Source organism: Paraburkholderia sp. RL17-373-BIF-A, from assembly GCF_046030175.1.
Classification (GTDB): Bacteria; Pseudomonadota; Gammaproteobacteria; order Burkholderiales; family Burkholderiaceae; genus Paraburkholderia.
In genome coordinates, this window is record NZ_JARESO010000004.1 from 194,825 (window position 1) to 219,557 (window position 24,733).

Annotated in this window: 22 protein-coding genes; 12 read left to right on the forward strand and 10 right to left on the reverse strand. The window is 63.8% G+C overall.

The genetic code is table 11. The annotated features are described in order from the left end of the window. Positions 1-38 precede the first annotated feature (38 nt). The 3 genes from P0D80_RS06680 to ocd form a co-directional block, all read right to left on the reverse strand. Positions 39-1,604, reverse strand: coding sequence for a phospholipase D family protein (locus tag P0D80_RS06680; protein ID WP_408282256.1), 1,566 nt, complete (start codon positions 1,602-1,604; stop codon positions 39-41). A gap of 124 nt (positions 1,605-1,728) precedes the next feature. Beyond that, complete coding sequence (ctlX, locus tag P0D80_RS06685; RefSeq protein WP_408282258.1) at positions 1,729-2,673, reverse strand: citrulline utilization hydrolase CtlX; 945 nt, start codon at positions 2,671-2,673, stop codon at positions 1,729-1,731. Between the two features lie 52 nt (positions 2,674-2,725). Beyond that, positions 2,726-3,787, reverse strand: coding sequence for an ornithine cyclodeaminase (gene ocd / locus P0D80_RS06690; RefSeq protein WP_408282260.1), 1,062 nt, complete (start codon positions 3,785-3,787; stop codon positions 2,726-2,728). A gap of 225 nt (positions 3,788-4,012) precedes the next feature. Here ocd and P0D80_RS06695 point away from each other — a divergent pair, with 225 nt between their 5' ends. Both P0D80_RS06695 and P0D80_RS06700 read left to right on the forward strand, forming a co-directional pair. Continuing rightward, positions 4,013-4,444: an Lrp/AsnC family transcriptional regulator gene (locus P0D80_RS06695; protein WP_132374439.1), complete on the forward strand. Its 432-nt coding sequence runs from the start codon at positions 4,013-4,015 to the stop codon at positions 4,442-4,444. A 73-nt stretch (positions 4,445-4,517) separates the two neighbouring features. Continuing rightward, positions 4,518-5,831, forward strand: a complete 1,314-nt coding sequence (locus P0D80_RS06700; protein WP_132374440.1) for a replication-associated recombination protein A — start codon at positions 4,518-4,520, stop codon at positions 5,829-5,831. A gap of 91 nt (positions 5,832-5,922) precedes the next feature. On the opposite strand, the gene P0D80_RS06705 is transcribed toward P0D80_RS06700, so the two are convergent. The 6 genes from P0D80_RS06705 to P0D80_RS06730 form a co-directional block, all read right to left on the reverse strand. Next, entirely contained in the window at positions 5,923-6,870 is a 948-nt protein-coding gene (locus P0D80_RS06705) for a TauD/TfdA dioxygenase family protein (RefSeq protein WP_408282262.1), read from the reverse strand. Positions 6,871-6,931: 61 nt separating this feature from the next. Next, positions 6,932-8,305, reverse strand: a complete 1,374-nt coding sequence (locus P0D80_RS06710; protein ID WP_408282264.1) for an LLM class flavin-dependent oxidoreductase — start codon at positions 8,303-8,305, stop codon at positions 6,932-6,934. A gap of 43 nt (positions 8,306-8,348) precedes the next feature. Then, positions 8,349-9,224 carry an ABC transporter ATP-binding protein gene (locus P0D80_RS06715; RefSeq protein WP_408282267.1) on the reverse strand — a complete coding sequence of 292 codons (876 nt, stop codon included), beginning with the start codon at positions 9,222-9,224 and terminating at the stop codon, positions 8,349-8,351. Between the two features lie 34 nt (positions 9,225-9,258). Then, positions 9,259-10,137, reverse strand: a complete 879-nt coding sequence (locus tag P0D80_RS06720) for an ABC transporter permease (RefSeq protein ID WP_408282270.1) — start codon at positions 10,135-10,137, stop codon at positions 9,259-9,261. Positions 10,138-10,180: 43 nt separating this feature from the next. Then, positions 10,181-11,032, reverse strand: coding sequence for an ABC transporter permease (locus tag P0D80_RS06725; protein ID WP_408282273.1), 852 nt, complete (start codon positions 11,030-11,032; stop codon positions 10,181-10,183). Between the two features lie 18 nt (positions 11,033-11,050). Then, the gene (locus P0D80_RS06730; protein WP_132374446.1) at positions 11,051-12,118 is read right to left on the reverse strand and encodes an ABC transporter substrate-binding protein; all 1,068 of its coding nucleotides are present in this window, start codon (positions 12,116-12,118) and stop codon (positions 11,051-11,053) included. A gap of 291 nt (positions 12,119-12,409) precedes the next feature. Between P0D80_RS06730 and P0D80_RS06735 the strand changes: the two genes are divergently transcribed. The 9 genes from P0D80_RS06735 (at position 12,410) to P0D80_RS06775 (ending at position 22,168) form a co-directional block, all read left to right on the forward strand. After that, a complete protein-coding gene (locus tag P0D80_RS06735) occupies positions 12,410-13,915 on the forward strand; it encodes an MFS transporter (RefSeq protein ID WP_408282277.1) in 1,506 nt (501 codons plus the stop codon). Next, positions 13,915-15,192, forward strand: a complete 1,278-nt coding sequence (gene soxC, locus P0D80_RS06740; protein ID WP_408282278.1) for a sulfite dehydrogenase — start codon at positions 13,915-13,917, stop codon at positions 15,190-15,192. Before P0D80_RS06735 ends, soxC begins: the two co-directional genes overlap by 1 nt. Beyond that, positions 15,185-15,763 carry a c-type cytochrome gene (locus P0D80_RS06745; RefSeq protein WP_408282280.1) on the forward strand — a complete coding sequence of 193 codons (579 nt, stop codon included), beginning with the start codon at positions 15,185-15,187 and terminating at the stop codon, positions 15,761-15,763. The genes soxC and P0D80_RS06745 overlap by 8 nt, the downstream gene beginning before the upstream one ends. Positions 15,764-15,947: 184 nt before the next feature. Next, on the forward strand, positions 15,948-16,856 hold the full coding sequence (locus P0D80_RS06750; protein WP_408282282.1) for a TauD/TfdA dioxygenase family protein: 909 nt from the start codon (positions 15,948-15,950) through the stop codon (positions 16,854-16,856). 69 nt (positions 16,857-16,925) lie between these two features. Next, positions 16,926-17,978, forward strand: coding sequence for an ABC transporter substrate-binding protein (locus P0D80_RS06755; RefSeq protein ID WP_408282284.1), 1,053 nt, complete (start codon positions 16,926-16,928; stop codon positions 17,976-17,978). Between the two features lie 70 nt (positions 17,979-18,048). After that, a complete protein-coding gene (locus P0D80_RS06760; RefSeq protein WP_408282287.1) occupies positions 18,049-18,879 on the forward strand; it encodes an ABC transporter ATP-binding protein in 831 nt (276 codons plus the stop codon). Next, positions 18,876-19,754, forward strand: coding sequence for an ABC transporter permease (locus tag P0D80_RS06765; RefSeq protein WP_408176700.1), 879 nt, complete (start codon positions 18,876-18,878; stop codon positions 19,752-19,754). The genes P0D80_RS06760 and P0D80_RS06765 overlap by 4 nt, the downstream gene beginning before the upstream one ends. A gap of 327 nt (positions 19,755-20,081) precedes the next feature. Beyond that, positions 20,082-21,488: a selenium-binding protein SBP56-related protein gene (locus P0D80_RS06770; RefSeq protein ID WP_408282290.1), complete on the forward strand. Its 1,407-nt coding sequence runs from the start codon at positions 20,082-20,084 to the stop codon at positions 21,486-21,488. Beyond that, the gene (locus P0D80_RS06775; protein ID WP_408176703.1) at positions 21,485-22,168 is read left to right on the forward strand and encodes a hypothetical protein; all 684 of its coding nucleotides are present in this window, start codon (positions 21,485-21,487) and stop codon (positions 22,166-22,168) included. Before P0D80_RS06770 ends, P0D80_RS06775 begins: the two co-directional genes overlap by 4 nt. An 83-nt stretch (positions 22,169-22,251) precedes the next feature. Here P0D80_RS06775 and P0D80_RS06780 read toward each other — a convergent pair whose 3' ends face one another. Beyond that, complete coding sequence (locus P0D80_RS06780; protein WP_408282293.1) at positions 22,252-23,592, reverse strand: epoxide hydrolase family protein; 1,341 nt, start codon at positions 23,590-23,592, stop codon at positions 22,252-22,254. A 160-nt stretch (positions 23,593-23,752) separates the two neighbouring features. Here P0D80_RS06780 and P0D80_RS06785 point away from each other — a divergent pair, with 160 nt between their 5' ends. After that, positions 23,753-24,703, forward strand: a complete 951-nt coding sequence (locus P0D80_RS06785; RefSeq protein ID WP_408282297.1) for a GlxA family transcriptional regulator — start codon at positions 23,753-23,755, stop codon at positions 24,701-24,703. The last annotated feature ends 30 nt before the right edge of the window (positions 24,704-24,733 follow it).

Genomic DNA, 24,733 nt, shown 5'->3' on the forward strand with positions numbered 1-24,733 from the left:
TGCGCCGTTGCTATGGCGCCCACAGCCGGGCCGCTTCATCACAACTGCGACTCGATCGGCAACAAACCGAGGAACCAGATGCCGACACGCTTCATGCTGGACACGCCGGGTTCGTCGAGTTCGCTGACCTTGCCATCCGGCGCGGTGTCGATCCATACGATCCGGCTCGTGCCATTCGCATCCGTGCGGGTTTCGAGCCGCCACGCGATCTGATCGAGCTTCGGCTCGACTCCATCCGCGACTTGTGCGGCGAGTGGGGCACTTTCGCAGTACACGCCGATTTCCGTATTGAGCGTGATCGAACGAGGATCGAGATTCATCGAGCCGATGAAGATGCTGGTTCTGTCGAACACATAGGTCTTCGCATGCAGCGAGGCCTTTGAAGAGCCCAGGATCGATTTCTTTTTCTGGCCGGCGTCTTCGCCGGCGTTCTTGTCGACAACGGGCTTCAATTCATACAGATGCACGCCGGCGTCGAGCAGATCCTTGCGATAGCGTTGATATCCCGCGTGAACCGCCGCGACGTCGGTCGCGGCGAGCGAGTTCGTCAGCACGGTCACGCGCACGCCGCGCCGCGTTTGCGCGCGCATCCATTCCACGCCCTTTTTGCCGGGGACGAAGTACGGCGAGATGATCAGCACTTCTTTCGCGGGCTCGATACTCAACGCATTGAACTGCGACAGCAGATGTCCCTGTGGATCGTCGGGCGAGCGTGTGATTTTGGCGGGATCGTCGTACAGGAGGGTCGCCTTGCCCCAGGAGAAGTCGGTGTCGCGCGCGTTCAGCGTTTCGCCAAGGCGTGCCTTGACCTGCGTGACGTACGGCGAATCGCGCTCGGAGGCAATGAACGCCGTGAGCTTGGCACGATAAGCCGGCAGCGAGTCCGGCTCGGCTGGATGTCCGGTCAGGCTGGCGATCGGATAGGCGGCATCCGAGTTCCAGAATTCGTCGAAAGCATTGGAGACCTTGTGGACGACGGGCCCGAAAGTCAGCACGTCGAGGTCGCCAAAGTCGACCTCGCTGGATGCGCCGAAGTACTCGTCGCCGATATTGCGGCCGCCGAGAATGGCGGCCTGATTGTCCGCGATCAATGCCTTGTTGTGCATGCGCCGATTGATCCGTCTGAACTCGAGCGCCATGCCCAGCTTCTTGAAGGACCGATTGGCGATCGGATTGAAGAGCCGTATTTCGATGTTGGGGTGCGAGCTGAGCGCGAGCAGAACCTTGTCGTCGCCGGCCGTGCCCAGATCGTCCAGCAGAACGCGAACCCTGACGCCGCGATCGGCGGCTTTGAGCACCGCGCCGGCCAAATGACGGCCCGTCAGATCGTCGTGCCAGATGTAGTACTGCAGGTCGAGCGTGCGCTCGGCGGCCTCAGTCAGCACAATGCGGGCGAGCAGGGCATCGACGCCGTTGGACAGCAGATGGAACGCGCTGTTGTCGGGATGCTTGCGCTCCTGCGGGATGAAGGCGACGGCGAGGCGCGTGCTGTCCGTGTCCGTCAATGCGTGCGTCGCGGTACGGCCGGTCTGCGGCGGCAGGCTCGCGCAGGCGGACAGCAGCGTGATCAGCAAGACTGCAACGAGACCGCGGAACGTCGCCATGGTTGTACCCTTCGAACGTGCGTGTCCGTAAGATAGCGGCAAGCGTGGGGCGCGTCGAGTGCGGCGTCGTTTGCGCCGCCATCCGGAACGCGTCCATCCCGGGTTGCATCCGGCTTCGCGCCGTTCAGACGGGGCGCCGCGACAAATGAACGCCCCCCAGCATGCAGCGGACCGAGCCCCCGGCCATTTCGATGGTGGGCACGCGCAGTGGCAGCAGTCGGGCAGAGCGTTCGATCAGCGCCTTCTGCCTGGCCGTCAGGCATGACGCGGCCCGCTCCGAAAGCGCGAGCACGCGTCCGCCGCTGCCGGATAGTTCAAGCGCGTTCGCGGCAAAGTTGCCGATCTGCGAGGCGTCGAGATCGATCACGACGCGTCCGCTTTCCATCAGACGCGCCCTCACTTCGGCGCGCCGACGTTCATCGGCGATCAGGTCGAGCCCGATCAACGCGAACTCTGTTGCGACGCTCATCATGACGTTGGTGTGATACACCGCAAGACCTGCTGAGTCGACGGCGTCGAAGCATACCGGCTCGAAGTTGAAGTTCGTGCAGAACCGTTCGAGCGCCACCGGATCCGCGCGGCGCGAGCGCACGGCATACGCGATGCGCGCGATGTGGTCCAGCACCATGGCTCCCGTGCCTTCGAGAAACACGTCGTCGTATTCGAGTCCTGAATAGTCGATGACGTCCTGCACGCGATACTGTGCCTTGAACATCTCGATCACATCGCTTCTGCGCTCACGCCGGCGGTTGACGCAGTGCATCGGATACAACGCGATGTGCCCGCCAGGATGCGTCGAGAACCAGTTGTTCGGGAACACGGAATCGGGCGTGCCCCGTGTTCCGTGGTCCTCGAAGAGATGAACGCGCACGCCCGCGGCTTCCAACGCCGCCGCAGCGGCCGTCACTTCGTCATAGGCGGCGGCCGCTAGCGATCCCGCTTCATTGGGATCTGTGAAGCCGCCGGTGCGCTGAAACGCGTTGTCGCTTGCCGTCTCGGGGTTGGGATAAAAACAGTGCGGGCGGATCACGACGACAGCGGACGGCGCCTGAATCGACAGAAGGCTCATGGATAGGGATCGCGGGAGTAAGAGAACGTGCGCGTCGATAGCGGGCTGCGCGTCAGACCGGCGCCAATACCTGGTCGGCACCTGCCCGCTCGATGGCGGCCAGTGCGAGTTCGCCGAACAGATCCTTCGGATCCGCGGCAGGCGGAATCAGCGCGACTTCGATTCCGACTTTGTGTGTCCGCGCGAGCTCATGCAAAAAGCGCAGTGCCGAATAGTCTTCGAGCGCGAAGCCGACGGAGTCGAATACGGTGACCTGCTCTGCATTTTCGCGTCCGGCGATTTCGCCACGCAACACGCGCCACAGTTCGATCACGGGCGAGTCGGCGGCCAATTGCTGAATCTCGCCTTCAATACGGGTCTGCGGTTCGTACTCCACGATCACGCGGCTCATGTTCAGCACATCCGCATGCAGTTCGGTCTTGCCCGGACAGTCGCCGCCCACGGCGTTCAGATGCATGCCCGGTTCGATCATGTCCGGCGTGATGATCGTCGCGTAGGCCTTGTCGGCGGTCACGGTTGTGACGATATCGGCGCCGCGCACGGCCTGCGCAACCGACGTCGCGCGGACGATGCGCAATTGCGGCCACGCCGCGAGATTGCGAATGAGTTTGTCCGTGGCGCGGTTGTCGACGTCGAACACGCGAAGCTCGTCGATGCCCACAAGTGTATGGAACGCAATGGCCTGAAACTCGCTTTGCGCGCCATTGCCGATCAAAGCCATGCGTCGCGAATCGGGCCGAGCCAGTGCTTTCGCCGCCAGCGCGGAAGTCGCCGCGGTACGCAGCGCCGTGGTCAAGGTGAGTTCGGAAAGAAACAGCGGGTAACCGGTATCCACCGAGGCCAGTGCGCCAAACGCCATGACGGTTTGCATGCCGCGCTCGGCATTGATGGGATGACCGTTCACGTATTTGAAGGCAAACAGCTCCGCGTCGGCCACAGGCATCAACTCGATGACGCCGAGTCGCGAATGGCAGGCGACGCGCGGCGACTTGTCGAACTCGCTCCAGCGCAGATAGTCGGCACGGATGATCTGGGCAAGTTCGTCGAGAAAGCGCGGTACGCCGATATCGGCGACGAGCCGGTACGTTGCGGGTACGTCGAGGAAGCGGGTCATGGTGATGTCTCCGTTGTTGTTGCAGGCTCCGAAGCGGAGCGATAGCGAAATTATTCCGTGCCTCCGCGCCAACAAAAAGACAACAAACATTGCAGTTTGGTGCTCGGAAGTGTCAAGATGCGCACTCCGAATGCGCGTTTTGTACTGTCCGCGCTTCTATCTGACCCAGGTTTGCTCGACGCAGCCTGAACGGAACCCGGCCGGAAACCGGTGTAGGCACAAAAAATGATCGATCTCGACGACATCGACAGGCAGTTGATTGCCTTACTGCGCGATGACGCGCGCATGTCCGTTGTGACACTGGCGAAGCACTTGCGGGTTGCTCGCGCCACGGTGCAGAACCGGCTGACGCGGCTGGAAAAGAGCGGCGTGATCGTGGGCTATACCGTGCGCCTGAAACCCGCGGCAGAGGCGCACCGGATCCGGGCGTTGATGTCGATTGCGGTTGAAGGCAACCGCGCGGCCGATGTGCTCAAAGTGCTTCGTGGCCACCCCAACGTCGCGACGATCCACAGTACCAACGGGCGTTGGGACCTGATCGCGGAGCTGCGGGCGGATTCACTGGAAAACTTCGATCGGGTGCTTGGCGCGATCCGTCTGATCGACGGCATCGCGAGCACTGAAACGAGTATTCTGCTGTCGACTCACAAGATATAAGGGCGTTTTATTGCGGCCACTCAATTCCATGAGCCCGCACGTCCGCCAAGGGAAAGCCGCTCACATCCGCACCATGACCGACCTCTTTGCCACTCAACCTCGCGCGCCGCTCGCCGAGCAGCTCCGGCCCGAATCGCTCGACGATGTCGTCGGGCAGTCTCATCTGCTGGGCCCGGGTAAGCCGCTGCGGCTCGCACTCGACTCCCAACGACTGCACTCGTTCATTCTGTGGGGGCCGCCCGGCGTCGGCAAGACGACGATTGCGCGGCTTGCCGCGCGGGCTTTCGACTACGAGTTCATCGCCGAGTCGGCCGTCGCCGCCGGCGTCAAGGAACTGAGGGAGGCCGCCGCGCGTGCCCAGCAGATGCTCGACCACCGGGGCCGCTCGACCGTCCTGTTCCTCGATGAAATTCACCGGCTCAACAAGAGTCAGCAAGACGCCTTGCTGCCGCACGTGGAAACGGGCCGGCTGACGCTCATCGGCGCGACCACGGAGAATCCCAGCTTCGAGGTCAACAGCGCGCTGCTGTCGCGGGCGCAGGTGTACGTGCTTAAGCCGCTATCCGACGAGGAATTGCGGCAGCTCTTCCGGCGAGCGCAGGCGGTGTTGGGCGAACTCGAGTTCGAGCCATCCGCGCTCGATGCCGTCATCGGCTTTGCCGACGGCGACGGCCGCAAGTTTCTGAACCTCGTCGAGCAGCTCGCCAATGCCGCTACCGCAGCCGGGCTCACACGCATCGACGCGAGCTTCGTCAGCACCGCGTCCGCGACAACGACGCGGCGTTTCGACAAAGGGGGCGAGGAGTTCTACGACCAGATTTCCGCGCTGATCAAATCCGCCCGCGGCTCCGATCCGGATGCGGCGTTGTACTGGATGGCGCGAATGATCGACGGCGGTGTCGACGTGCGTTATCTCGCGCGCCGCATCATCATCCTGGCGAGCGAGGAGGTGGGTAATGCGGATCCGCGAGCGTTGCAGGTCGCAGTGAACGCGGCCGAGGCCTATGAACGGCTCGGTTCGCCCGAAGGCGAACTGGCGCTCGCCCAGGCCCTCGTGTATATCGCCGTCGCGCCGAAGTCGAATGCGCTCAGCATGGCGTGGCATCAGGCGCTGTCATTCGTGCGCGGTGACCGCACGCGGGCGGTGCCGCTGCATCTTCGGAATGCGCCGACGCAACTCATGAAGGATCTCGGCTACAAAAAGGACTACCGCTACGCGCATGACGAACCGGATGCGTACGCGGCGGGCGAACACTACTTTCCAGAAGACGTCGCCGAACAACGCTGGTATCAGCCGGTGCCGCGCGGACTGGAATCAAAAATCGGCGACAAGCTCGCTCATCTGCGCGAACTCGACGCGCAGGCACGCGGGAAACTGAAGCGGTAGGCGCTGTCGATCTGATCGACAGCGCGGGTCAGGGTGGCGATATCTTTTTGCTGCGCCCGCTGCCGGTTTTCCGCTCGCGGAGCCTTCGTCCTCAGTTCAACGCAACCGCCGCCGCGGCGCTCACCGGCGAGCCTTCTATCGCCACCGACTGCGTGCCGTCCGGGCCAACGGGCACGTCGCCGACGAGTGTCGTGCGATACAGTTGGCGGTCGAAGTCGAGATCGAAAATGTCCGTGGGCGCGAGGTGGGCCGTCGCCCGGTTGTCCCAGAACGCGATGCTGCCGGCCTCCCATTTGAAGCGCACGGTGAACTCCGGCCGCGTCACATGTTCCCAGAGCAGTTCGAGCAACACCTGGCTTTCACGCGGGCCCACGCCGACGATCGACTTCAGGAAGCTCGGGCTGACATAGAGCGCCCGCTCGCCCGTTTCCGGATGAACTCTGACAAGCGGATGTTCGGTGACGAGCGTGCGTTGCTCGACGGCTTTGTTGAACGCCTCCGTGCCGCTCGCGCCGGCCGGCGGCGTGAATCGGTGCAGCCCGCGCAGACCATCGACGAACGCACGCAGCGGTGCGGACAGCTTCTGATAGGCGGCCACCAGGTTGGTCCACTGCGTGTCGCCGCCGTAAGGCGGAATCGTCACCCCACGCAGGATCGACGCCCAGGGCGGATTGAGCGCGGCCGTCACGTCCGTATGCCAGCCGGTCCACGGGCGTTGCAGCGTTTGCCCCTCGAAACGCGTCGCTTTGCGGTACTTCGAAATCGAGTAGATCTCCGGATGACCGTCCACGTGGCCGAACACCGGATGCCCCAAGGTCAGTTCGCCGAACTGCGCCGAGAACGCGACGTGCTGCTCGTGCGTGAGAAACTGCTCGCGAAAGAAGACGACCCGCCACTTCAGAAGCGCGGCGCGAATCTCCGCGATCTGGCGCGTATCCAGCTTTTGCGTGAGATCGACACCATGAATTTCCGCGCCGATATGCGCGGAAAGCGGCGTGACCTGAATCGACTGTACGTCCTGCACTGCGGCTGCACTCATGAAAAGCTCCTGATGTCCTGATGAAGAGAACGTGTCCGGCGGCGCGAAAGCCGCCGCTTGATCAGCTTGCCAGGGCGGCGACTTGCTGCGTCGCTGACGCATGGCGATTCACGGGGCGCGGCAGCCCGAGGTTGTCGCGCAGCGTGCTGCCCTCGTATTCCGTGCGGAACAGTCCACGCCGTTGCAACTCCGGCACGACCTGGTCGGCGAATTCCGTCAAGCCGCCCGGCAACCACGGCGACATGATGTTGAACCCATCCGCGCCTTCTTCTTCGAACCACTGTTGCAACTGGTCCGCAATGCTCGTCGGCGTGCCGACCACCTGCTGATGGCCGCGCGCGCCCGCGATGCGCAGATACAGATCGCGGATCGTCAGGTTCTCGCGCCGCGCGAGATCGAACAGCAGCCGTTGACGGCTCTTGCCGCCATTGGTTTCCGGCAATTCGGGTAGCGGCCCGTCGACGGGATACTGGGAGAGGTCCACGCCGCCCGACATGTTCGACAGCAGCGAGAGGCCGACGGTCGGATGAATCAGGTCCTGCAGCGTGGCGAATTTCTCCTCGGCTTCCTCCTGCGTGCGGCCGACAATCGGGAAAATGCCCGGCATGATCTTCAGATGATCCGGCGCGCGCCCGTATTTCGCCAGACGCCCTTTGACGTCGCGATAGAACGACTGCGCTTCGTCGAGCGTCTGATGCGCGACGAAGATCACCTCCGCGGTCTGCGCGGCGAGCTCGCGCCCGGCCTCGGACGCGCCGGCCTGCACGACGACCGGCCAGCCTTGCGGCGAACGCGCGACGTTCAGCGGCCCGCGTACCTTGAAATGCTTGCCCGCATGGCCGAGCACGTGCAGCTTGTCCGGGTCGAAGTAGACGCCGCTCTCCTTGTCGCGGATAAACGCATCGTCTTCCCAGCTATCCCACAGCCCTGCCACCACGTCGTAGAACTCGCGAGCGCGCTCGTAGCGGACCGCGTGATCCGGATGCCGATCGAAACTGAAATTGAGCGCCTCGGATTCCGTGCTCGACGTGACGAGATTCCAACCCGAGCGGCCGCCGCTCAGATGATCGAGCGATGCGAATTTGCGCGCTAGGTTATATGGTTCGTTGAATGTCGTGGAGACCGTCGCGATCAGGCCGACGTGTTTCGTGACAACCGAGAGTGCCGAAAGCAAGGTCAGCGGTTCGAAATGATCCGCGCGCGCGGTGCGGGATAGGGAAGGCAGATTCGTGTCGCGCACGCTCACGCTGTCGGCGAAAAAAATCGCGTCGAATTTGGCGCGCTCGGCGATCTGCGCGAGTTCCGCGTAGTGCGCGAAGTCGAGTCCACCCGTCGCATGCGCATCGGGGTGTCGCCATGCGGCAATGTGATGGCCCGTCTCCATCAGGAAGGCCCCCAGTTTGATCTGCCGCTTCCGCTGTGTTTCGCCGCTCATCGTCTGCTCCATGAAGGTTTGTTGTTTGGGGAGAACGCGTGCGTCACCATGCAAGCCGCCATTCCGTGATCGGCGGGCTTGCTACTGGAACGCGCGTGCCTCCGTTCGGCCTGTCATCATCGCGGTCCTCTTGCGGTTCGCGTCGCGTACCATCCTGCTCGGCGAAGTCGGCCAGCACTTCGTCGCGCAAACGGGTGAAGCGTGGATCGTTGCGCTCGCGTGGCCGCGGCAATGCGACGTCGACGATCCGCTTGATGCGGCCCGGCCGCGGCGCCATCGTGACGACGCGCTCGCCGAGGTAAAGCGCTTCGTCGACATCGTGCGTGACGAGGATCATCGTGATGCGCTCGTGTTCCCAGATGCGCTGCAACTCGTTCTGCAAACGGCCGCGCGTGAGCGCGTCGAGTGCGCCGAACGGCTCGTCGAGCAGCAGCACGCGCGGACGATTGACGAGGCCGCGCGCGATCGCCACGCGCTGCGCCATGCCGCCCGACAATTGATGCGGGTAAGCATTTTCAAAACCCTTGAGTCCGACCAGCGCGATATGTTCGGCCACGGCTTCGCGTTTCTCGCGTGCGGAAAGCGGCGCGTTACGCAGCGCGGCGAGAATGTTTTGCGACGCCGTGAGCCACGGAAAGAGCCGGTGGTCCTGGAACACGATGCCGCGTTCGAGCGACGTATCGCGGACCTTGTCGCCGGCGACGACGATGTCGCCGCTATAGTCGGTGTCGAGTCCCGCGATCAGCCGCAGCAACGTTGATTTGCCGCAGCCGCTCGAGCCGAGCACGCTGACGAACTCGCCCGCGCGCACGCGCAGGCTGATGTCGTCGAGCACCGCGAGCGGCGCGCCGCCTTGCTGCGCGTAGCGCTTGCTGACGTGAAGAATGTCGATGCTGTCGGAGAGCGTGGAAACAGTCATGGGCGGTCCAGTGTGTGAGAGTTCAGGTGCGGGGTCAGCGCGTGGCCGACTGGAACCGGCGCGCAAAGATCGCCCGCTCGACGGCCCGCGCCAGCGCATTCAACGCCCAGCCCGTCACCCCGACCACGATCACGCCGAACAGCACCAGGTCCATACGGAATTGCTCGCTGCCGTCGATCAAGGTGTTGCCGATGCCGCTGCCGGCCACCAGCAGATACTCGGCGCCGAGCGTGGCGAGCGACGAATAGATCAGCGCGAGGTAGATGCCGGTAAAGATCGACGGCAGCGCGGCCGGCAGAATCACCGCGCGGATGAGTTGCCATCGCGAGTAGCGGAACGCGCGCGCGACTTCGATATAGGCGCGCGGCACGGCGTGGATGCCGTCGCAGGTATGCGCGGTGACGGGCAGGAGCGCGGCGAGCGAGAGGAACACGACTTTCGCGGCATCGCCGAGACCGAACCACACGGAGATCAACGGGATCCATGCAAACAGCGAGATCTGTTTGAAGGTGTCGAAGCTCGGTCCGACCATGCGTGTGGCGAGCCGCGAAAAGCCGAGCGCGCTGCCGAGCAGCAAACCGCCCAGCGTGCCGATCACGAAGCCGCTCGCTTCGCGCGCGAGCGATGCCGAGAGCGCCTTCAGCAGCGCGCCGCTCTCGATCTGCTGCCATGCGGTCGCGAGGACTTGCGCGGGACTCACGAGCAATCCGCTTTTGACCACGTGCGCTTCCGAGACGGCCCACCAGATCACGATTGCGATGACGGGCAAGACGGCGCCGCGCCAGTCGACGCGTGTCAGCAGCGGGCGGCGCGGTTGGGCGGCGCGCCGGAAGGAAGCGGGCGCGCCGCAATCGCAGGACGCGTCGGCGGACTGTTGCGACTGACTGGAACGCTTGAAGAGGGCGAGACTCATCGTAGTTACCTCACGTGTAGCGCCATGGGTGCGATTGATGCGATCACTCGCGAAACGCCGACGGCTGTCCGCGCCGCAAACGCGCTTCGAGCGCACGGTTCACCGCATAGCCAATCGCGCCGACCACGACCACCGACGCCATCACCAGATCGAGCTGAAAAAGTTGCCGCCCGTAGACGATCAGATAGCCGAGCCCTTCGGAAGACGCCACCAGTTCGACGACCACCAGCGCGAGCCAGGCTTTGGTGAACGCGAGCCGCACGCCCGTGGCGAGCGTCGGTACAGCCGCGGGCAGTATGAGATAGACAATCCGCTGCCAGCCGCTGTATTCGAATACGCGCGCGACTTCATCGAGCGCGGCGGGTGTCTGGCGGAATCCCTGCAGCGTGCTCAACGTGACAGGCACGAGCGCCGCATGCGCGATCAGGATGTATTTGAGCGGCTCGCCCACGCCCACGAGCAACAGCAGGAACGGCAGCCAGCCGAGCACCGGAATCTGCACCAGCGCATTGAAGCTCGGCAGCACGTAAGCCTCGAGCGTGCGCGACAACCCCAGCGCCGCGCCGAGCGCGAAGCCGAGCAGCGTGCCCGCGCCGAAACCGAGCAGCACGCGTTGCAGGCTGACCAGCGTATTGCGCGCGAGGTCGCCGCTCTTTGCCAGTTCGAGCAGCGTCCCGAACACGCGCTCGGGTGGCGGCAGAATCTGCGGCGCGATCCAGCCGCGTTCGCAACCCACGGCCCACAGCGCGAACAGCAGCGCGGGCAAGACCCACGGCGCGAGCCGCCACGCGAGCGCGCGCAGGCGCGGCTCGCGAAACAGCGGAACGTGAGGCGCGTGCGGCGTGGTGGACGACGCGAGCCGTTCGCGTTCGACCTGGATTGCGGTGTCGCTCATCGTGATCGCTCCGGTGGATTAGCTGAGCGGTTTGCCCGCAGCGTCGTAACGCGTCCAGTAGTGGTCGAGCTTTTGCGTGCGCAGCGCATTGTCGAGATATTTCGTTTCGAACCAGCCATCGACCTCGACCGGCTGGCGGATCAGTTTGAGGTTCAGCGCATCCGTCGCGACGGCTTTGTAGCGACCCACGATGAACGGATCGATCAACGGTGAGTTGCGATCCTTCAGCTTCTGATTGGCGAACTCGGCCTGCCACGACGAATAGGGCACGCCGCTTTTGGCCCATAGCTTGAAGAGGGCATCGCGGTTCGCTTCGTCGGAGGACCATTGCGCGCCTTGCACGAACACGTTGACGACACGCTGCACGATGTCCGGATGCGCATGATCGAAGTCATCGACCACAAGCAGGTGCGACTGCCGCGTGAATTGCGGACCGTCGTTCTGCGATTCGTAGACCACCTTCGCAAGGCCCTGATCGCGCAGCTTGTAGACGTGGTAATCGTTGACCGACGCGTCGATGCCCTTGGAGGCGAGCGCCGCGAGCGAACTGGCGGTGTCGAGATTGATCACGCGCAGGTCGCGCTCGTTTAGCTGATTCGCGGCGAGCGCGTTGTCGGCGACGAGCTGCAGATTGGTGCCGCGAAAGATCGACACGCGCCGGCCCTTCAGGTCCTTGATCGAACGCACATCCGAATCGGCAGGCACCGCGACCTTGATGCCGGTGCGCACGCCCGAGGCGAGCAGCAAGTGCGTTTTCAGGCCATTGGCGCGGGCGAGCACCGCCGGGAGATCGCCCTGGAAAGCGAAGTCGAGCGATTTGTCGGCGATCGCTTCATTGACCGCCGGGCCCGCGCCCTTGAAGAACAGCCACTCGACCTTGATGCCGTCGGCGGCGAATTCCTTTTCGAGTGACTGCTGCAATTGCACGGTCGCCGCCGGCGAGCCGCCGAAGGAGGGCGGATCGCCCGTGCCTTGCTGCGCGACGCCGATGCGGATCACCGCGGGCTTGTCGGCATAGGCGTGAGCCGCGGCAAGCGAGAGGGTCGCCACGGCGACGAAAGACTTCAGCAGACGGAAATAGCGCATGCGCAAATACCAATCGAGGAGTGGGAGCGGGTGTAAAAGCTCGGGTTGGCGGATAACCGGCGCGCCGGTCGCCGGAACTACACGTTAGATTCGCGTGCGCTCGAATCCAACCAATCATTGCAGATAAGAAAATCTGCAGAAGTGCGAACCGTGCGACGGGCAGCGCCACTGCGTGGCGCGCCATGAAGCCAGCGCGGAAATCCCGATTTGCATAGTTGAATTCGTCGTTTTGCCGGCGTGAATCGCATGGCTACCATGCAACGCTTCAGCCATTCATGTGAAGCCCGGATCATGTCCACTGTTGCTTTTCCGTCGACCGCCGTCGACGCTCAAACGCCCGCCGACAGCGCGGCGCGGCCCGCTATCATCCGTAGCGCGCAAGACGTTTCGCGCATCGTCAATGCCGGCGCCGCGAAGGGCAGCAATGCGCGCATCGTGATTGCGATCGCGCTCGGCGGTGTCTTTCTGGATGCTTACGATCTGACCTCGCTTGCTTATGGCATCAAGGACATCGCGCGTCAGTTCTCGCTGTCGCCGGTGCAGATGGGTTTCGTTTCATCGGCCATTACCTTCGGCGCGATTCTCGGCGCGCTGTTCGGCGGTTATCTGACGGATCGCATCGGCCGCTATCGTGTGTTCATGGCCGACATGCTGTTCTTCGTGGTCGCCGCGATCGCGGCCGGTCTCGCGCCGAATGCGTGGGTGCTCGGCGGCGCGCGGTTTCTGATGGGTTTCGGCGTCGGTCTCGATCTGCCGGTGGCGATGGCGTTTCTCGCGGAGTTCTCGCGCGTGGCGGGCAAGGGCAACAAGGCGGCCAGCGTCGCCGCGTGGTGCCCGGCGTGGTATGCGGCCACGAGTACCTGCTATCTGCTGATCCTCGGCCTCTACGCGATTTTGCCCGAGCATCAGCTTGGCTGGCTGTGGCGTCTGACGCTGGCCTTTGGCGCCGTGCCCGCCATCGCGATCATTCTCGTGCGCAGCCGTTATATCAGCGAATCGCCGGTGTGGGCCGCGAATCAGGGCAATCTCGACGAAGCCGCCCGCATCCTGAAACGCTCGTATGGCGTGGATGCTGTGGTCGAGAAAAGCGACACGCCGGTTAAAACGCCGCGTGCCGCTTCATGGCGCAACTACGGTGTGCTCTTCAACGCAACGTATCGCCGCCGCACGATTCTCGCCGCGGTGATCGGCAGCGCTTCCTCGTTCGGCTACAACGCGATTATCTTCGGCTTGCCGGTGATCATCACCAGCTTCTTCCAGCAGGGGCCGCTCACGACGATCATCGCCGCGCTGGCGCTGAACCTCGCATTTGCATTCGTCGGCGGACTGATCGGCGTGCGCACCGCGCCGACGGTCGGCGCATGGAAAATGACGGTGCTCGGACACGCGCTGCAGTTCGCCTCGCTGATCGGCCTCGCGCTGATCGGCCTCGCGCTGATCGGCAAACCGGGCAGTGGTGCGCTCGTCGTGGTGGCGATCCTGCTGCTCGGCGGCTATCTGTTCGGGCAAGGTTTCGGACCGGGCTCTCATTCGATGACGTATGCGTCGCTGAGCTATCCCACCTCATTGCGCGGGATCGGCGTGGGTTTCAACCAGACGCTGGTGCGTTCCGCCTCGACGGTCTCGCTGTTTCTCTTTCCGGTCCTGGCCGCCGCGCTCGGCACGAAGGTGTTCTGGCTGATCGCGATCGCGCCGCTGAGTTCGCTGCTCACGTTGCTGGTAATTCGGTGGGAGCCGTCGGGCTATGACATCGACGGCGAGGATTACGCGGAGCCAGCCGTGACGGGAACGCGATAATGCCTGCGCGTATCGCTCAGCCGGATACGCCGCCGTCGCACGGTCGCCGTCGCGTGCTTGGCCGTTTGGCACTCGGCAGCCTCGTTGCTTCGCAAGCCGCGGCAGCGAGCGAATTGCTCAAGCCGCTCGAGGTCGCGCCGTCGAGCCGCGTGCCCGGCGCGCCCATACTCGAGCATCCGTACGGCGTGCCGTCGCCGCATGAGGCGGATGTCGTGCGGCGCAGCGCACGCGCATGGCCGCTGCCCGGCGCGGCTTCGTCGATGACCCCGCTCGCGGATTTGCACGGCACGCTCACGCCCAACGGTCTCGTCTACGAACGTCATCACGGCGGCGTGCCCGATATCGATCCCGATCAGCACAGGCTCGCGATTCACGGACTCGTGCGGACGCCGAAACTGTTCACGATGGACGACCTGCTGCGCATGCCATCCGAATCGCGGATTCATTTTCTCGAATGTTCCGGGAATACCGGCAATGAATGGAACGGGCCTAGCGGCATGCCCGTGCAACTCACACATGGTCTGCTGTCGTGTTGCGAATGGACCGGCGTGCGCCTTTCCACCTTGCTGGAAGAGGTCGGCGGTGTATCGGTGTCCGGCAACGGAACACAGGGCGGCTGGTTACTGGCGGAAGGCGCCGACGCCTCTGCAATGACCCGCAGTTTGCCGCTCGAACGGATACTCGATCGCGCGCTCGTGGTGTACGCGCAAAACGGCGAACGCTTGCGTCCGGAGAATGGTTATCCGTTGCGTCTGATCGTCCCCGGCTTCGAGGGCAATACCAACGTCAAGTGGCTGCGTCGGCTGAAGGTGGTCGACGCGCCGCTGCAAACGCGCGAGGAAACCTCGAAGTACACCAGCCTGCTCGCGAACGGCACCGCGCGTCAGTTCGCCTTCGAGATGGACGCGAAGTCGGTGATCACGCGGCCGTCACCGGGGCATCGGCTCAGCACGCACGGTTATTACCCGATCACCGGTCTGGCTTGGTCCGGGCGCGGCACGGTCCGCAAGGTCGAGGTCTCGACCGATGGCGGGACGACGTGGCGCGCCGCGCGTCTCGTCGGCGCGATCCATGATCGCGCGTTGACGCGCTTCGAGGCGGACTGGCGGTGGGACGGCGGCGCCGCCGCGATTCTGTCGCGCGCCACGGATTCGACCGGTTATGTGCAGCCGACGCGCGCCGAACTCGTCGCCGCGCGCGGGCTGAATTCGCAGTACCACTACAACGCGATTCAGCAGTGGCGCGTGGACGCAAGCGGCGAGGTGCGTAATGCGTGAGAAGCTTTCGCGATACACGCTTGCGCGTGCGGCGCTGGCCGTGCTGCTGGCCCTGACGGCGCTGACGTCGTGTTCATCGGTGACGCCGGGCGCGCGCAGGGCTGATGCGAGTCACGACATCGGCACGCCGCTTACCGAGCGAGACCTCGCCGCATGGAACATCGACATCGCGCCGAATGGCCGCGGCCTGCCGGCGGGCAGCGGCGACGTCGCCACGGGCGCGCACATCTTTGCCGCGAAATGCGCGGCCTGTCACGGCGCGCAGGGCCAAGGCAGTCTCGGCGATCAGCTCATAGGCGGGCAGGGCACGTTGACGAGCGCAAAGCCGAAGCGCACGGTGGGCAGCTATTGGCCGTACGCGACCACGCTGTTCGACTATATCCGCCGCGCGATGCCCTACAACGCGCCCGAATCGCTTTCCGCCGACGAGGTGTACGCGGTGAGCGCATTCCTGCTCAACCAGAACGGCATCGTGCCGGCAAATACGCGGCTCGACGCGGCGTCGCTGCCGCGCGTGGTCATGCCTAATCGCGATGGTTTCGTTGCCGATCCACGTCCTGGGCGACTTTAAAGGCTCCATGCATGGATGCATCCAGAGGCGATCAACTGCCCGGAACGCGTTAAAGCATCGGGTTTATCACTCCAGCAGATAACAGTATCGGATTTGCTTCGTTGTCGGCGCGCGCCCGCGCCGGTAAATTCGTCTGACTGCGCCCTAGCCGGCGTTTCCGAACAGATTCGACGAAGAGTTTCCTGTGACGACTGCCTTTGCACCTACCGCCGCCAGCGAGACTGGCCGCGTTCATCAAGCCCAGCCCATCGAAATTCGCGCTTTCGACGTCCCCGTCGGCGCGGAAGTGCTGGGCCTCGATCTCGGCCAGCCGCTGAGCGACGACGATTTCCGCCGCATTCACCGCGCGCATCTGGATCATCACGTGCTGGTGTTTCGCGATCAACGCATCACGCCGGATCAGCAGATCGCCTTCAGCCGCCGCTTCGGTCCGCTGCAGATTCATGTGCTGCATCAGTTCCAGTTGATTGGCTATCCGGAGGTGCTGGTCGTCTCGAACATCGTCGAGAACGGCCAGCCGATCGGTCTCGGCGATGCCGGTCACTACTGGCATTCCGATCTGTCGTACAAGGAGAAGCCGAGCCTCGGCTCGCTGCTGCACGCGCAGGAACTGCCGGCAGAAGGCGGCGACACGCTGTTCGCCAACATGCACCTGGCGTACGACACGTTGCCCGCGCATTTGCGCGCCGCGGTGGAAGGGCGTTCGGCGGAGCACACGTATCTCGCGAAATACGCCGAGCTGCAAAAGCGCAGCCCGTGGCGCCCGAATCTCTCCGCCGAGCAGATCGCGCAGGTGAAGCCGGTCGTGCATCCGATCGTGCGCACGCATCCGGAGACCGGACGCAAGGCGCTCTTTGTCGGCGAGCATTTCACGACCCGCGTGATCGGCTTGCCCGAAGACGAGAGCAAGCAGTTGCTCGACGAAGTATTCGCGCATAGCGTGCGCCCCGAACATCTGTACCGCCATCAGTGGGCCGAACACGACATGGTGTTCTGGGACAACCGCTCATTGATGCATCTCGCGGCCGGCACGCCGGATCATCTGCGCCGCAAACTGTATCGCACGACGATTGAAGGCGACGTGCCGTTCTGACGGCAACGTGGCCCGCTTTGACCACTGCTTTTACCAAAACTACACGCTCACACGCTGACCGGAGTTCCGATGCTCGCCATGTTTCGCCCGACCGCCGCGCGGTCGTCTTTCGCTCGCCGTTTGACCGCGACGCTGCTGACTCTGTCGACGGCTGCGGCCGGTCTCGGCGCAGCCACGCCCGCGCATGCCGAAGGGCAGATTCGCGTGGCCGAGCAGTTCGGCATCGTCTATCTGCTGCTGAACGTGGCGCGAGATCAGCAGTTCGTCGAGAAGGAAGGGCGTAAGCAGGGGCTCGATATCAAGGTCGACTGGGTGAAGCTCTCGGGCGGCGCCGCCGTCAACGACGCGCTGCTCTCCGGCGCGGTGGATATCGCCGGCGCGGGCGTGGGCCCGTTGCTCACGATCTGGGATCGTACGCATGGCAAGCAGAACGTGAAGGGCGTGGCGTCGCTCGGCAATCTGCCGTATTACCTCATCAGCAACAATCCCGACGTCAAGACGATTGCCGACTTCAGCGAGAAGGACCGCATCGCGGTGCCGGCCGTCAACGTGTCGGTGCAATCGCGCGTGCTGCAATATGCGGCGGCGAAACGTTGGGGCGACAAGGATTACAACCGCCTCGACAAGTTCACGCAGGCTTTGCCGCATCCCGACGCGGCCGCGGCGATCATCGCGGGCGGCACGGAAATCACCGGACACTTCGGCAATCCGCCGTTTCAGGAGCAGGAACTGGCGGGCAATCCGAAGGCGCACATCGTGCTGAATTCATACGACGTGCTGGGCGGCCCGAGTTCGGCGACCGTCCTGTACGCAACGGAAAAATTCCGCGACAACAATCCGAAGACGTACCGCGCATTCGTCGACGCGCTCGCCGACGCGGCGCGCTTCATCACGGCGAATCCCGATGCCGCGGCCGATATCTATATCCGCACGAATCAGTCGAAGATCGACCGCAATCTGCTGCTGAAAGTCATCAAGGATCCGGCAGTGCAGTTCAAGGTCGCACCGCAGAACACGTTCGGACTCGCGCAGTTCATGCATCGCGTCGGCGTGATCAGGAACGAACCGAAGTCCTGGAAGGATTACTTCTTCGACGACCCGGCGACCGCCACCGGAAGCTGAACATGAGTGCATACGCGAGCATCGCTGGATATCTATCGGCCCGAGTGGTCGGCTTACAGGGAGCGATCTGATGGTGGCCAATCCTACTGTGCTGTTTCCGAACCGCGCTGAAGCAACCGCGCCGGCGACCAGCGAAAAATTGCTTGCGGTCGAAAACGTCAACCTCGAATACCGCACGCGAGAGCGGACCGTGCGCGCGACCCATGACCTGAGTTTCGACGTCTACGGCGGCGACCGTTTCGTGCTGCTGGGACCGTCCGGTTGCGGCAAATCGACTCTGCTCAAGGCGGTGGCCGGCTTTATCGAGCCGACATCCGGCAGCATCTCGCTCGACGGTCAGACTATCCGAGGCCCCGGCGCCGATCGCATTGTCGTGTTTCAGGAATTCGACCAGTTGCCGCCGTGGAAGACCGTATTGCAGAACGTGGCCTTTCCGCTGCGTGTCGCGAAGAAGCTCTCGCGCGCGGAGGCCAACGAGCGGGCGCTGCATTATCTGGAGAAGGTGGGGCTTGCGTCGTTTGCCAATGCTTATCCGCATACGTTGTCGGGCGGCATGAAGCAGCGCGTTGCGATTGCCCGCGCGTTGGCGATGCAGCCGCGCGTGCTGCTGATGGACGAGCCCTTCGCCGCGCTCGACGCGCTGACTCGCCGCAAGATGCAGGAAGAGCTATTGCGTCTGTGGGAAGAGGTGAACTTCACACTGCTGTTCGTCACGCATTCGATCGAAGAAGCGCTGGTGGTGGGCAACCGCATTCTGCTGTTGTCGCCCCATCCGGGCCGCGTGCGTGCGGAGCTCAACAGCCATCAATTTTCGCAGGACAGTTTTGGGCGCAGCGATTTTCAGCGCAGCGTCGCGCGTATTCATCACCTGTTGTTCGAAGAGGCGGAGGCCGTGCAATGAGTTCTCCCGCCACCTTGCTGCCGCCGGTTCGCGAGGAGTACGAGCGTCCGCTCGAACCGCTCGGCGAGCTCGTGCTCGAAGCCCCGCTGCCGCTCGGCAAGCGCCTCTTCGCGCAGAGCTGGTTGCGCAAGACGCTGATTGCGCTGGTGTTGATCGGTATCTGGGAAATCGCCGCGCGCGCGATCGACAACGATCTGCTGTTGCCGACGTTCGGCGCGACGTTCAGTGCGTTCGTACAAGGCGTGTGGTCGGGCGAACTGCTGCAAAAAACGGCGGTGTCGATGTCCGTGCTGCTGCGCGGCTATCTGCTGGGCGCGGCGCTCGCCTTCGTGCTGACGTCGCTCGCCGTGTCGACGCGTCTGGGCCGCGATGTCCTGTCGATGCTGACCGCGATGTTCAACCCGCTGCCGTCTATCGCGCTGTTGCCGCTCGCGTTGCTCTGGTTCGGCCTCGGTACCGGGAGCCTGTTGTTCGTGCTGGTCCATTCGGTGCTTTGGCCGCTGGCGCTGAACACCTATTCCGGTTTTCAGTCGGTGCCGGCGACGCTGCGCATGACCGGCCGCAACTACGGGCTCACCGGCATGCGCCATGTGCTGTTGATTCTGGTGCCGGCGGCGTTGCCGGCGATTCTGGCGGGCTTGCGGGTAGGTTGGGCGTTTGCCTGGCGTACGCTGATTGCGGCCGAACTCGTGTTCGGCGCGAGTTCCGGCAGCGGCGGTCTCGGCTGGTACATCTTCCAGAATCGCAACGAACTGTACACCGACCGCGTTTTCGCGGGCCTCGCCGCGGTAATCGTAATCGGCCTGCTGATCGAGCATCTGGTGTTCGATACGCTCGAACGCGTGACCGTACGGCGCTGGGGCGTGCAGCACTGACGGCCGCAATCATGGCGCCACCTGCGCGCGCCGCAAGAACTGAACGGTTGCGCAACGATCCTGTCGAACTATCTGGTGCTGGCGACTACTCTAGTGTAGAAGGCGCCTAAGTATGACGAAAGGTGCGCTGCACAAAACCTGACGAAACTCCCGGTTGCTGTCGCTGCCGCCGTGAACTACAAATCTAAGGGTGCGCCACGGTTCGCCACCATCGGGCCGTGCTTCTCATTGACACACGATGTTTCGTAACAAGGCAAGCGGGCCGTCCGTGACGGTGAATACGCAAAAGCCCTGGCCCCGAATCAGATAGACAAGGAGACTCCCGCCATGGGTATGCGCCCAGATCCCACGTTCCATGCATCACCGAAACTCGCGATGGATGCGCCCGCGGAGGAGTACGCCTACACCGTGCTTCTCAGCCCCGATTTCTCGCAGCCCGACGCGCTCGCCGTCATCGACGTGAAGCCCGGTTCGCCCACTTACAGCCAGGTGGTTCACACCGTGCCGGTGCCGTACAAGGGGGACGAATTCCATCATTTCGGCTGGAATGCCTGTTCGTCGTCGCTCTCGCCGCTGACCGGCCACGCATTCCTCGAGCGACGCTATCTGATCATTCCGGGCATGCGTTCTTCACGCATTTACATCGTCGACACCCATCCGCATCCGACCCAGGCGAAGATTCACAAGATCATCGAGCCCGAGGAGATTTTCCGCAAAACGGGCTACTCGCGCCCGCACACGGTTCACTGCGGGCCGGAAGGGATTTACGTCAGCACGCTCGGCGGCGCAGGGAAAGATGGCACCGACGGGCCGCCGGGCATCTTCATCATGGACTGCGAAACGTTCGAGGTCCTGGGCCGCTGGGAGATCGACCGCGGGATGCAGGAGAAGCACTACGATTTCTGGTGGAACCTGCCGCGCGACTATATGGTGTCGAGCGAATGGGCGTTGCCGCCGCAATTCGAGAACGGCATCGTCCCCGAGGATCTGCTGTCGAACAAATACGGGCACCGCATCCACTTCTGGGACTTGCGGGGCCGGCGCAACGTGCAGACGCTTGACCTCGGCGCGAACCATCAGATGGCGCTAGAAGTGCGGCCCGCGCACGATCCAAGCCGGGAGTACGGCTTCATCGGCGTCGTGGTCGATACGACGAACCTGGAAGGGTCGATCTGGACGTGGTGGCGCGAAGGGGGCGAGTTTCACATCGAGAAGACCGCCACCATTCCGCCCGAACCCGCGGCCACCGAACAGTTGCCGCCGCTGCTGCAGGGTTTCGGCGCGGTGCCGCCGCTCGTCACCGACATCGATCTCTCCATCGACGACAAATTCCTCTATGTCGCCTGTTGGGGCACCGGTGAGATGCGCCAGTACGACGTGACGGAACCGCGCAAGCCGAAGCTCACGGGATCGGTTCACATCGGCGGGATCGTGCGGCGCACGCCGCATCCGAACGGCAAGACCTTCGCGGGTGGTCCGCAGATGGTCGAGATCAGCCGCGACGGCAAGCGGGTCTACTGGACCAACTCGCTCTATTCGACGTGGGACAACCAGTTCTATCCGGACGGCGTGCCGGGTGCGCAGGTCATGGCGCGGGCCGAGCCCGGTGGGGGGCTCGCGTTGGCCGATGACTATTGGGTGTCGTTTCCAGACGGATACCGGGCCCACCAGATCCGGCTCGAAGGCGGAGACTGCTCGACCGATTCGTTCTGTTACCCGTCGGTGGGCGTTTGATCGGGGGAGGCTGGTCGCAGACCGGCCTGTGGTTGGCCATTCTGGCGAGCGGTCTCTATCACGGGATCAACCCGGCGATGGGATGGCCGCTCGCCGTGTCGAGCGGCTTGATGGAGCGGCGCGCGCGGGCGCTGTTCAGCGCGCTCATCTATCTTGCGGTTGGACACGTGCTGGCGGTGTTATTGGTGATGCTGCCGTTCGCCATGCTGGCCATCCTGCTTGCCTGGCAGCGCGAGATCCAGATCGGCGCCAGCGTGCTCGTGATCGGCTTTGGCGTTGTCCTGCTGATCCGGCGACGTCATCCGCGTGTCCTCGTGCGGATTCCGCCGTCACGGCTCGCGCTGTGGTCGTTCGCCGTTGCCATTGCGCACGGTGCGGGACTGATGCTCGTACCGATCTACCTCGGACTGTGCAGCGCTTACGACATGGATCGAGGACATCGGGCCGCGCAGACCCTGATCGAAGCGAATCTGGGGATGGCGCTGCTTGTCTCGGGTGTGCATGCGTGCGCGATGATGGTTGCCGGTGGGCTTCTGGCCTGGCTGGTCTACCGCTACCTGGGGTTGAAGTTCGTGTCGCGGAGCTGGTTCAATCTGGATGCGGTCTGGGCGTTGAGTCTTGTCCTGGTTGGCGCGCTCTCGTTGGCGCTTAATGCCGCGGTGGTCAGCGGCGAGGTGTGATCGGGCGCGTGTGCGTTTCGCCAGGCCGGCTCTTGCCGCCGGTTGCCGCCGTGCATTCGCGTGCGGCGGCAACCGGCGGGACATCATTGATATTGCCGCAGCGGTCTGAACGCCGCGCGAAGCTCCTCGGTGAAGAGTTGCGGCTGTTCCCATGCAGCGAAGTGACCGCCCTTGTTCACCTCATGGAAATAAGTGAGCTTGGGATAGGCGCGCTCGGTCCAGCTTCGCGGCGCCCGATAGATCTCGCCGGGAAAAACCGTGACGGCAACCGGAACCGATATCTCAGCGGTACGCTGTTCCAGCGCGTTGAAGTTGTTATTGTTGTTCTCCCAGTAAAGCCGCGCCGATGAGGTCGACGTGTTCGTGACCCAGTACAGCGTGATGTCGTCGAGCATCTCGTCCTTGGTGAGCGAGCGCTCGGGATCGCCGCCGCTATAGGTCCACGCCGCGAATTTGTCGTACATCCAGGCGGCCTGGCCCGCGGGCGAATCAGCCAGGCCGTAGCCCTCGGTTTGCGGGCGCGTGACCATCATGGCGGCATACCCGCCACCCTTTTTGTACAAGTTGGCGAGCGATTGGTACGCCGCCTTCTCCCCATTCGACAGCCCGGCCGGCGCCAGCTCGCCGCTGTTGAGCGCCTTCGCGACATCCGGCGGCACCGTCGCGGGCATGTTGACGTGAATGCCGAGCAGGCCCGCGGGAGCCTGACGCCCCATCGCATCCGCGATCACGGAACCCCAGTCGCCGCCTTGAGACACGTACTGCTTGTAGCCGAGGCGCTTCATCAGGACGTCCCACGCCCGCGCGATGTGATCCGGACCCCAGCCGACGCCCGTGGGTTTGCCGGAAAAGCCGTAGCCCGGCATTGAGGGAATGACGACATCGAAGGCGTCCTCCGCACGGCCGCCGTGAGCGGTTGGATCGGTCAGCGGACCGATGGCCTTTTCGATCTCTAGCGGCGAGCCTGGCCAGCCGTGGGTGATGATCAACGGCAGCGCGTGCGGATTGCGCGATTTCACGTGGATGAACTGGATATCCACGCCGTCGATCGTGGTCACGAACATCGGCAAGGCATTCAGCCTGGCCTCCGCCTTGCGCCAGTCGTAGTTCGTCCCCCAGTGCTGCACCAGCGCCTGAATTCTGGCTTCCTGCACGCCTTGCGATTGATCGACAACCGTCTCCTTGTCGGGCCACCGCGTCGCCGCAATGCGGTGGCGGAGGTCGACGAGCGTGTCGTCCGGGACATGGATGTGGAACGGGCGGATCGAGTCGTCTTCAGCCGCGACGCGCGGGCTCGCGGAAGGCTGATCCGCGGCCGAAGCCGGCTCGGTGAAGCTGAAGGCTGCGGCCACGGAAAGCGCGAGGGCGGCGGCTGAAGTGGCGAACGAGCCGCGCCGGATTGGCGCCGTCGAAACCATGGGCATGGGGATGTCTCCTTGAATAAAAGTGCGCAATTTGCAACTGTGCACAATGTGCGTAAGACCATTGTGGTACGGATTGACGGTGGCTCAAATGACGGATAGGGTCATGATTAAGGACATCGAATTCATCGGATGTTTGACTTGACGAAGCGCGGAGGCCGCCATGCACCGGATCGGATATTTGCTGGGCGATCGTTTTCAGGTGATGGCGCTCGCATCGCAGTCGGTTTTCGAGTACGCGAACATTGCGGCGGGCGAAACCTTCTACAGCATCGAGAACTTTTCGGTAGCGGGTGGCGAGGTGCGTTCGTCGCTCGGCATGGCGGTGGGCACGCGGCCGCTTGGCGGGCGCATGGCGATCGACACGTGGATCGCCGCGGGCGTCAACAACCCGCTCACCGCGCCGCCGTCTGCCGAAGTGCTCAAGTTCCTGCGCAAGGCGGCGATGCGCGCGCGGCGCATCGCGGGCATCTGCACAGGTGGTTTCGTACTGGCCGAAGCAGGGCTGCTCGCGAACCGGCGCGCGACCACGCATTGGGCGTATGCCCGCGAGATGATGGGCCGGTTTCCGGACATCCAGCTCGACGAAGATCGCATCTACGTGGTCGATGGCCCGATCTGGACCTCGGCCGGCATGACTGCTGGACTCGATCTCGCACTCGGGATGGTCGAGAAGGACCTCGGCGCCGATATCGCGCGTTCAGTCGCGCACAAGCTGGTGATGCATCAGCGGCGCTCGGGTGGCCAGTCGCAGCATTCGGAAATGCTCGATCTCGCACCCAGGTCCGACCGCATCCAGGACGCGCTCAACTATGCGCGCAAGCATCTCAGCCGGCCGCTCACCGTCGAGGAACTCGCGAGTCAGGCGCACCTAAGCCCGCGGCAGTTCAGCCGGGTGTTCACCCTGGAGACGGGACAGTCGCCTGCCAAGGCGATCGAGGGGCTGCGGCTCGAAGCCGCGCGGTTGATGATCGAAAAGAGCCGGCACTCGCTGGAGGTGATCGCGAAAGAGACGGGGTTTCGCGATCGCCGGCATATGCGCGAAGTGTTCATGCGCGGGTTTGGCGTGCCGCCGCGAGAGATGCGGCGTGAGGCCCGGCCGGGTGAGCGATAAGACGACCACTCTGTAGACGGTGCCGAGCAT

Coding starts and splice junctions, on each gene's coding strand:
- soxC (WP_408282278.1), top strand. CDS start 13,915: ATGCCTGCGCGTATCGCTCAGCCGGATACGCCGCCGTCGCACGGTCGC.
- P0D80_RS06680 (WP_408282256.1), bottom strand. CDS start 1,604: ATGGCGACGTTCCGCGGTCTCGTTGCAGTCTTGCTGATCACGCTGCTG.
- P0D80_RS06720 (WP_408282270.1), bottom strand. CDS start 10,137: ATGAGTCTCGCCCTCTTCAAGCGTTCCAGTCAGTCGCAACAGTCCGCC.
- P0D80_RS06785 (WP_408282297.1), top strand. CDS start 23,753: ATGCACCGGATCGGATATTTGCTGGGCGATCGTTTTCAGGTGATGGCG.
- P0D80_RS06710 (WP_408282264.1), bottom strand. CDS start 8,305: ATGAGCGGCGAAACACAGCGGAAGCGGCAGATCAAACTGGGGGCCTTC.
- P0D80_RS06695 (WP_132374439.1), top strand. CDS start 4,013: ATGATCGATCTCGACGACATCGACAGGCAGTTGATTGCCTTACTGCGC.
- P0D80_RS06780 (WP_408282293.1), bottom strand. CDS start 23,592: ATGCCCATGGTTTCGACGGCGCCAATCCGGCGCGGCTCGTTCGCCACT.
- ctlX (WP_408282258.1), bottom strand. CDS start 2,673: ATGAGCCTTCTGTCGATTCAGGCGCCGTCCGCTGTCGTCGTGATCCGC.
- P0D80_RS06770 (WP_408282290.1), top strand. CDS start 20,082: ATGGGTATGCGCCCAGATCCCACGTTCCATGCATCACCGAAACTCGCG.
- P0D80_RS06715 (WP_408282267.1), bottom strand. CDS start 9,224: ATGACTGTTTCCACGCTCTCCGACAGCATCGACATTCTTCACGTCAGC.
- P0D80_RS06730 (WP_132374446.1), bottom strand. CDS start 12,118: ATGCGCTATTTCCGTCTGCTGAAGTCTTTCGTCGCCGTGGCGACCCTC.
- P0D80_RS06735 (WP_408282277.1), top strand. CDS start 12,410: ATGTCCACTGTTGCTTTTCCGTCGACCGCCGTCGACGCTCAAACGCCC.
- P0D80_RS06705 (WP_408282262.1), bottom strand. CDS start 6,870: ATGAGTGCAGCCGCAGTGCAGGACGTACAGTCGATTCAGGTCACGCCG.
- P0D80_RS06745 (WP_408282280.1), top strand. CDS start 15,185: ATGCGTGAGAAGCTTTCGCGATACACGCTTGCGCGTGCGGCGCTGGCC.
- P0D80_RS06760 (WP_408282287.1), top strand. CDS start 18,049: ATGGTGGCCAATCCTACTGTGCTGTTTCCGAACCGCGCTGAAGCAACC.
- ocd (WP_408282260.1), bottom strand. CDS start 3,787: ATGACCCGCTTCCTCGACGTACCCGCAACGTACCGGCTCGTCGCCGAT.
- P0D80_RS06755 (WP_408282284.1), top strand. CDS start 16,926: ATGCTCGCCATGTTTCGCCCGACCGCCGCGCGGTCGTCTTTCGCTCGC.
- P0D80_RS06765 (WP_408176700.1), top strand. CDS start 18,876: ATGAGTTCTCCCGCCACCTTGCTGCCGCCGGTTCGCGAGGAGTACGAG.
- P0D80_RS06700 (WP_132374440.1), top strand. CDS start 4,518: ATGACCGACCTCTTTGCCACTCAACCTCGCGCGCCGCTCGCCGAGCAG.
- P0D80_RS06725 (WP_408282273.1), bottom strand. CDS start 11,032: ATGAGCGACACCGCAATCCAGGTCGAACGCGAACGGCTCGCGTCGTCC.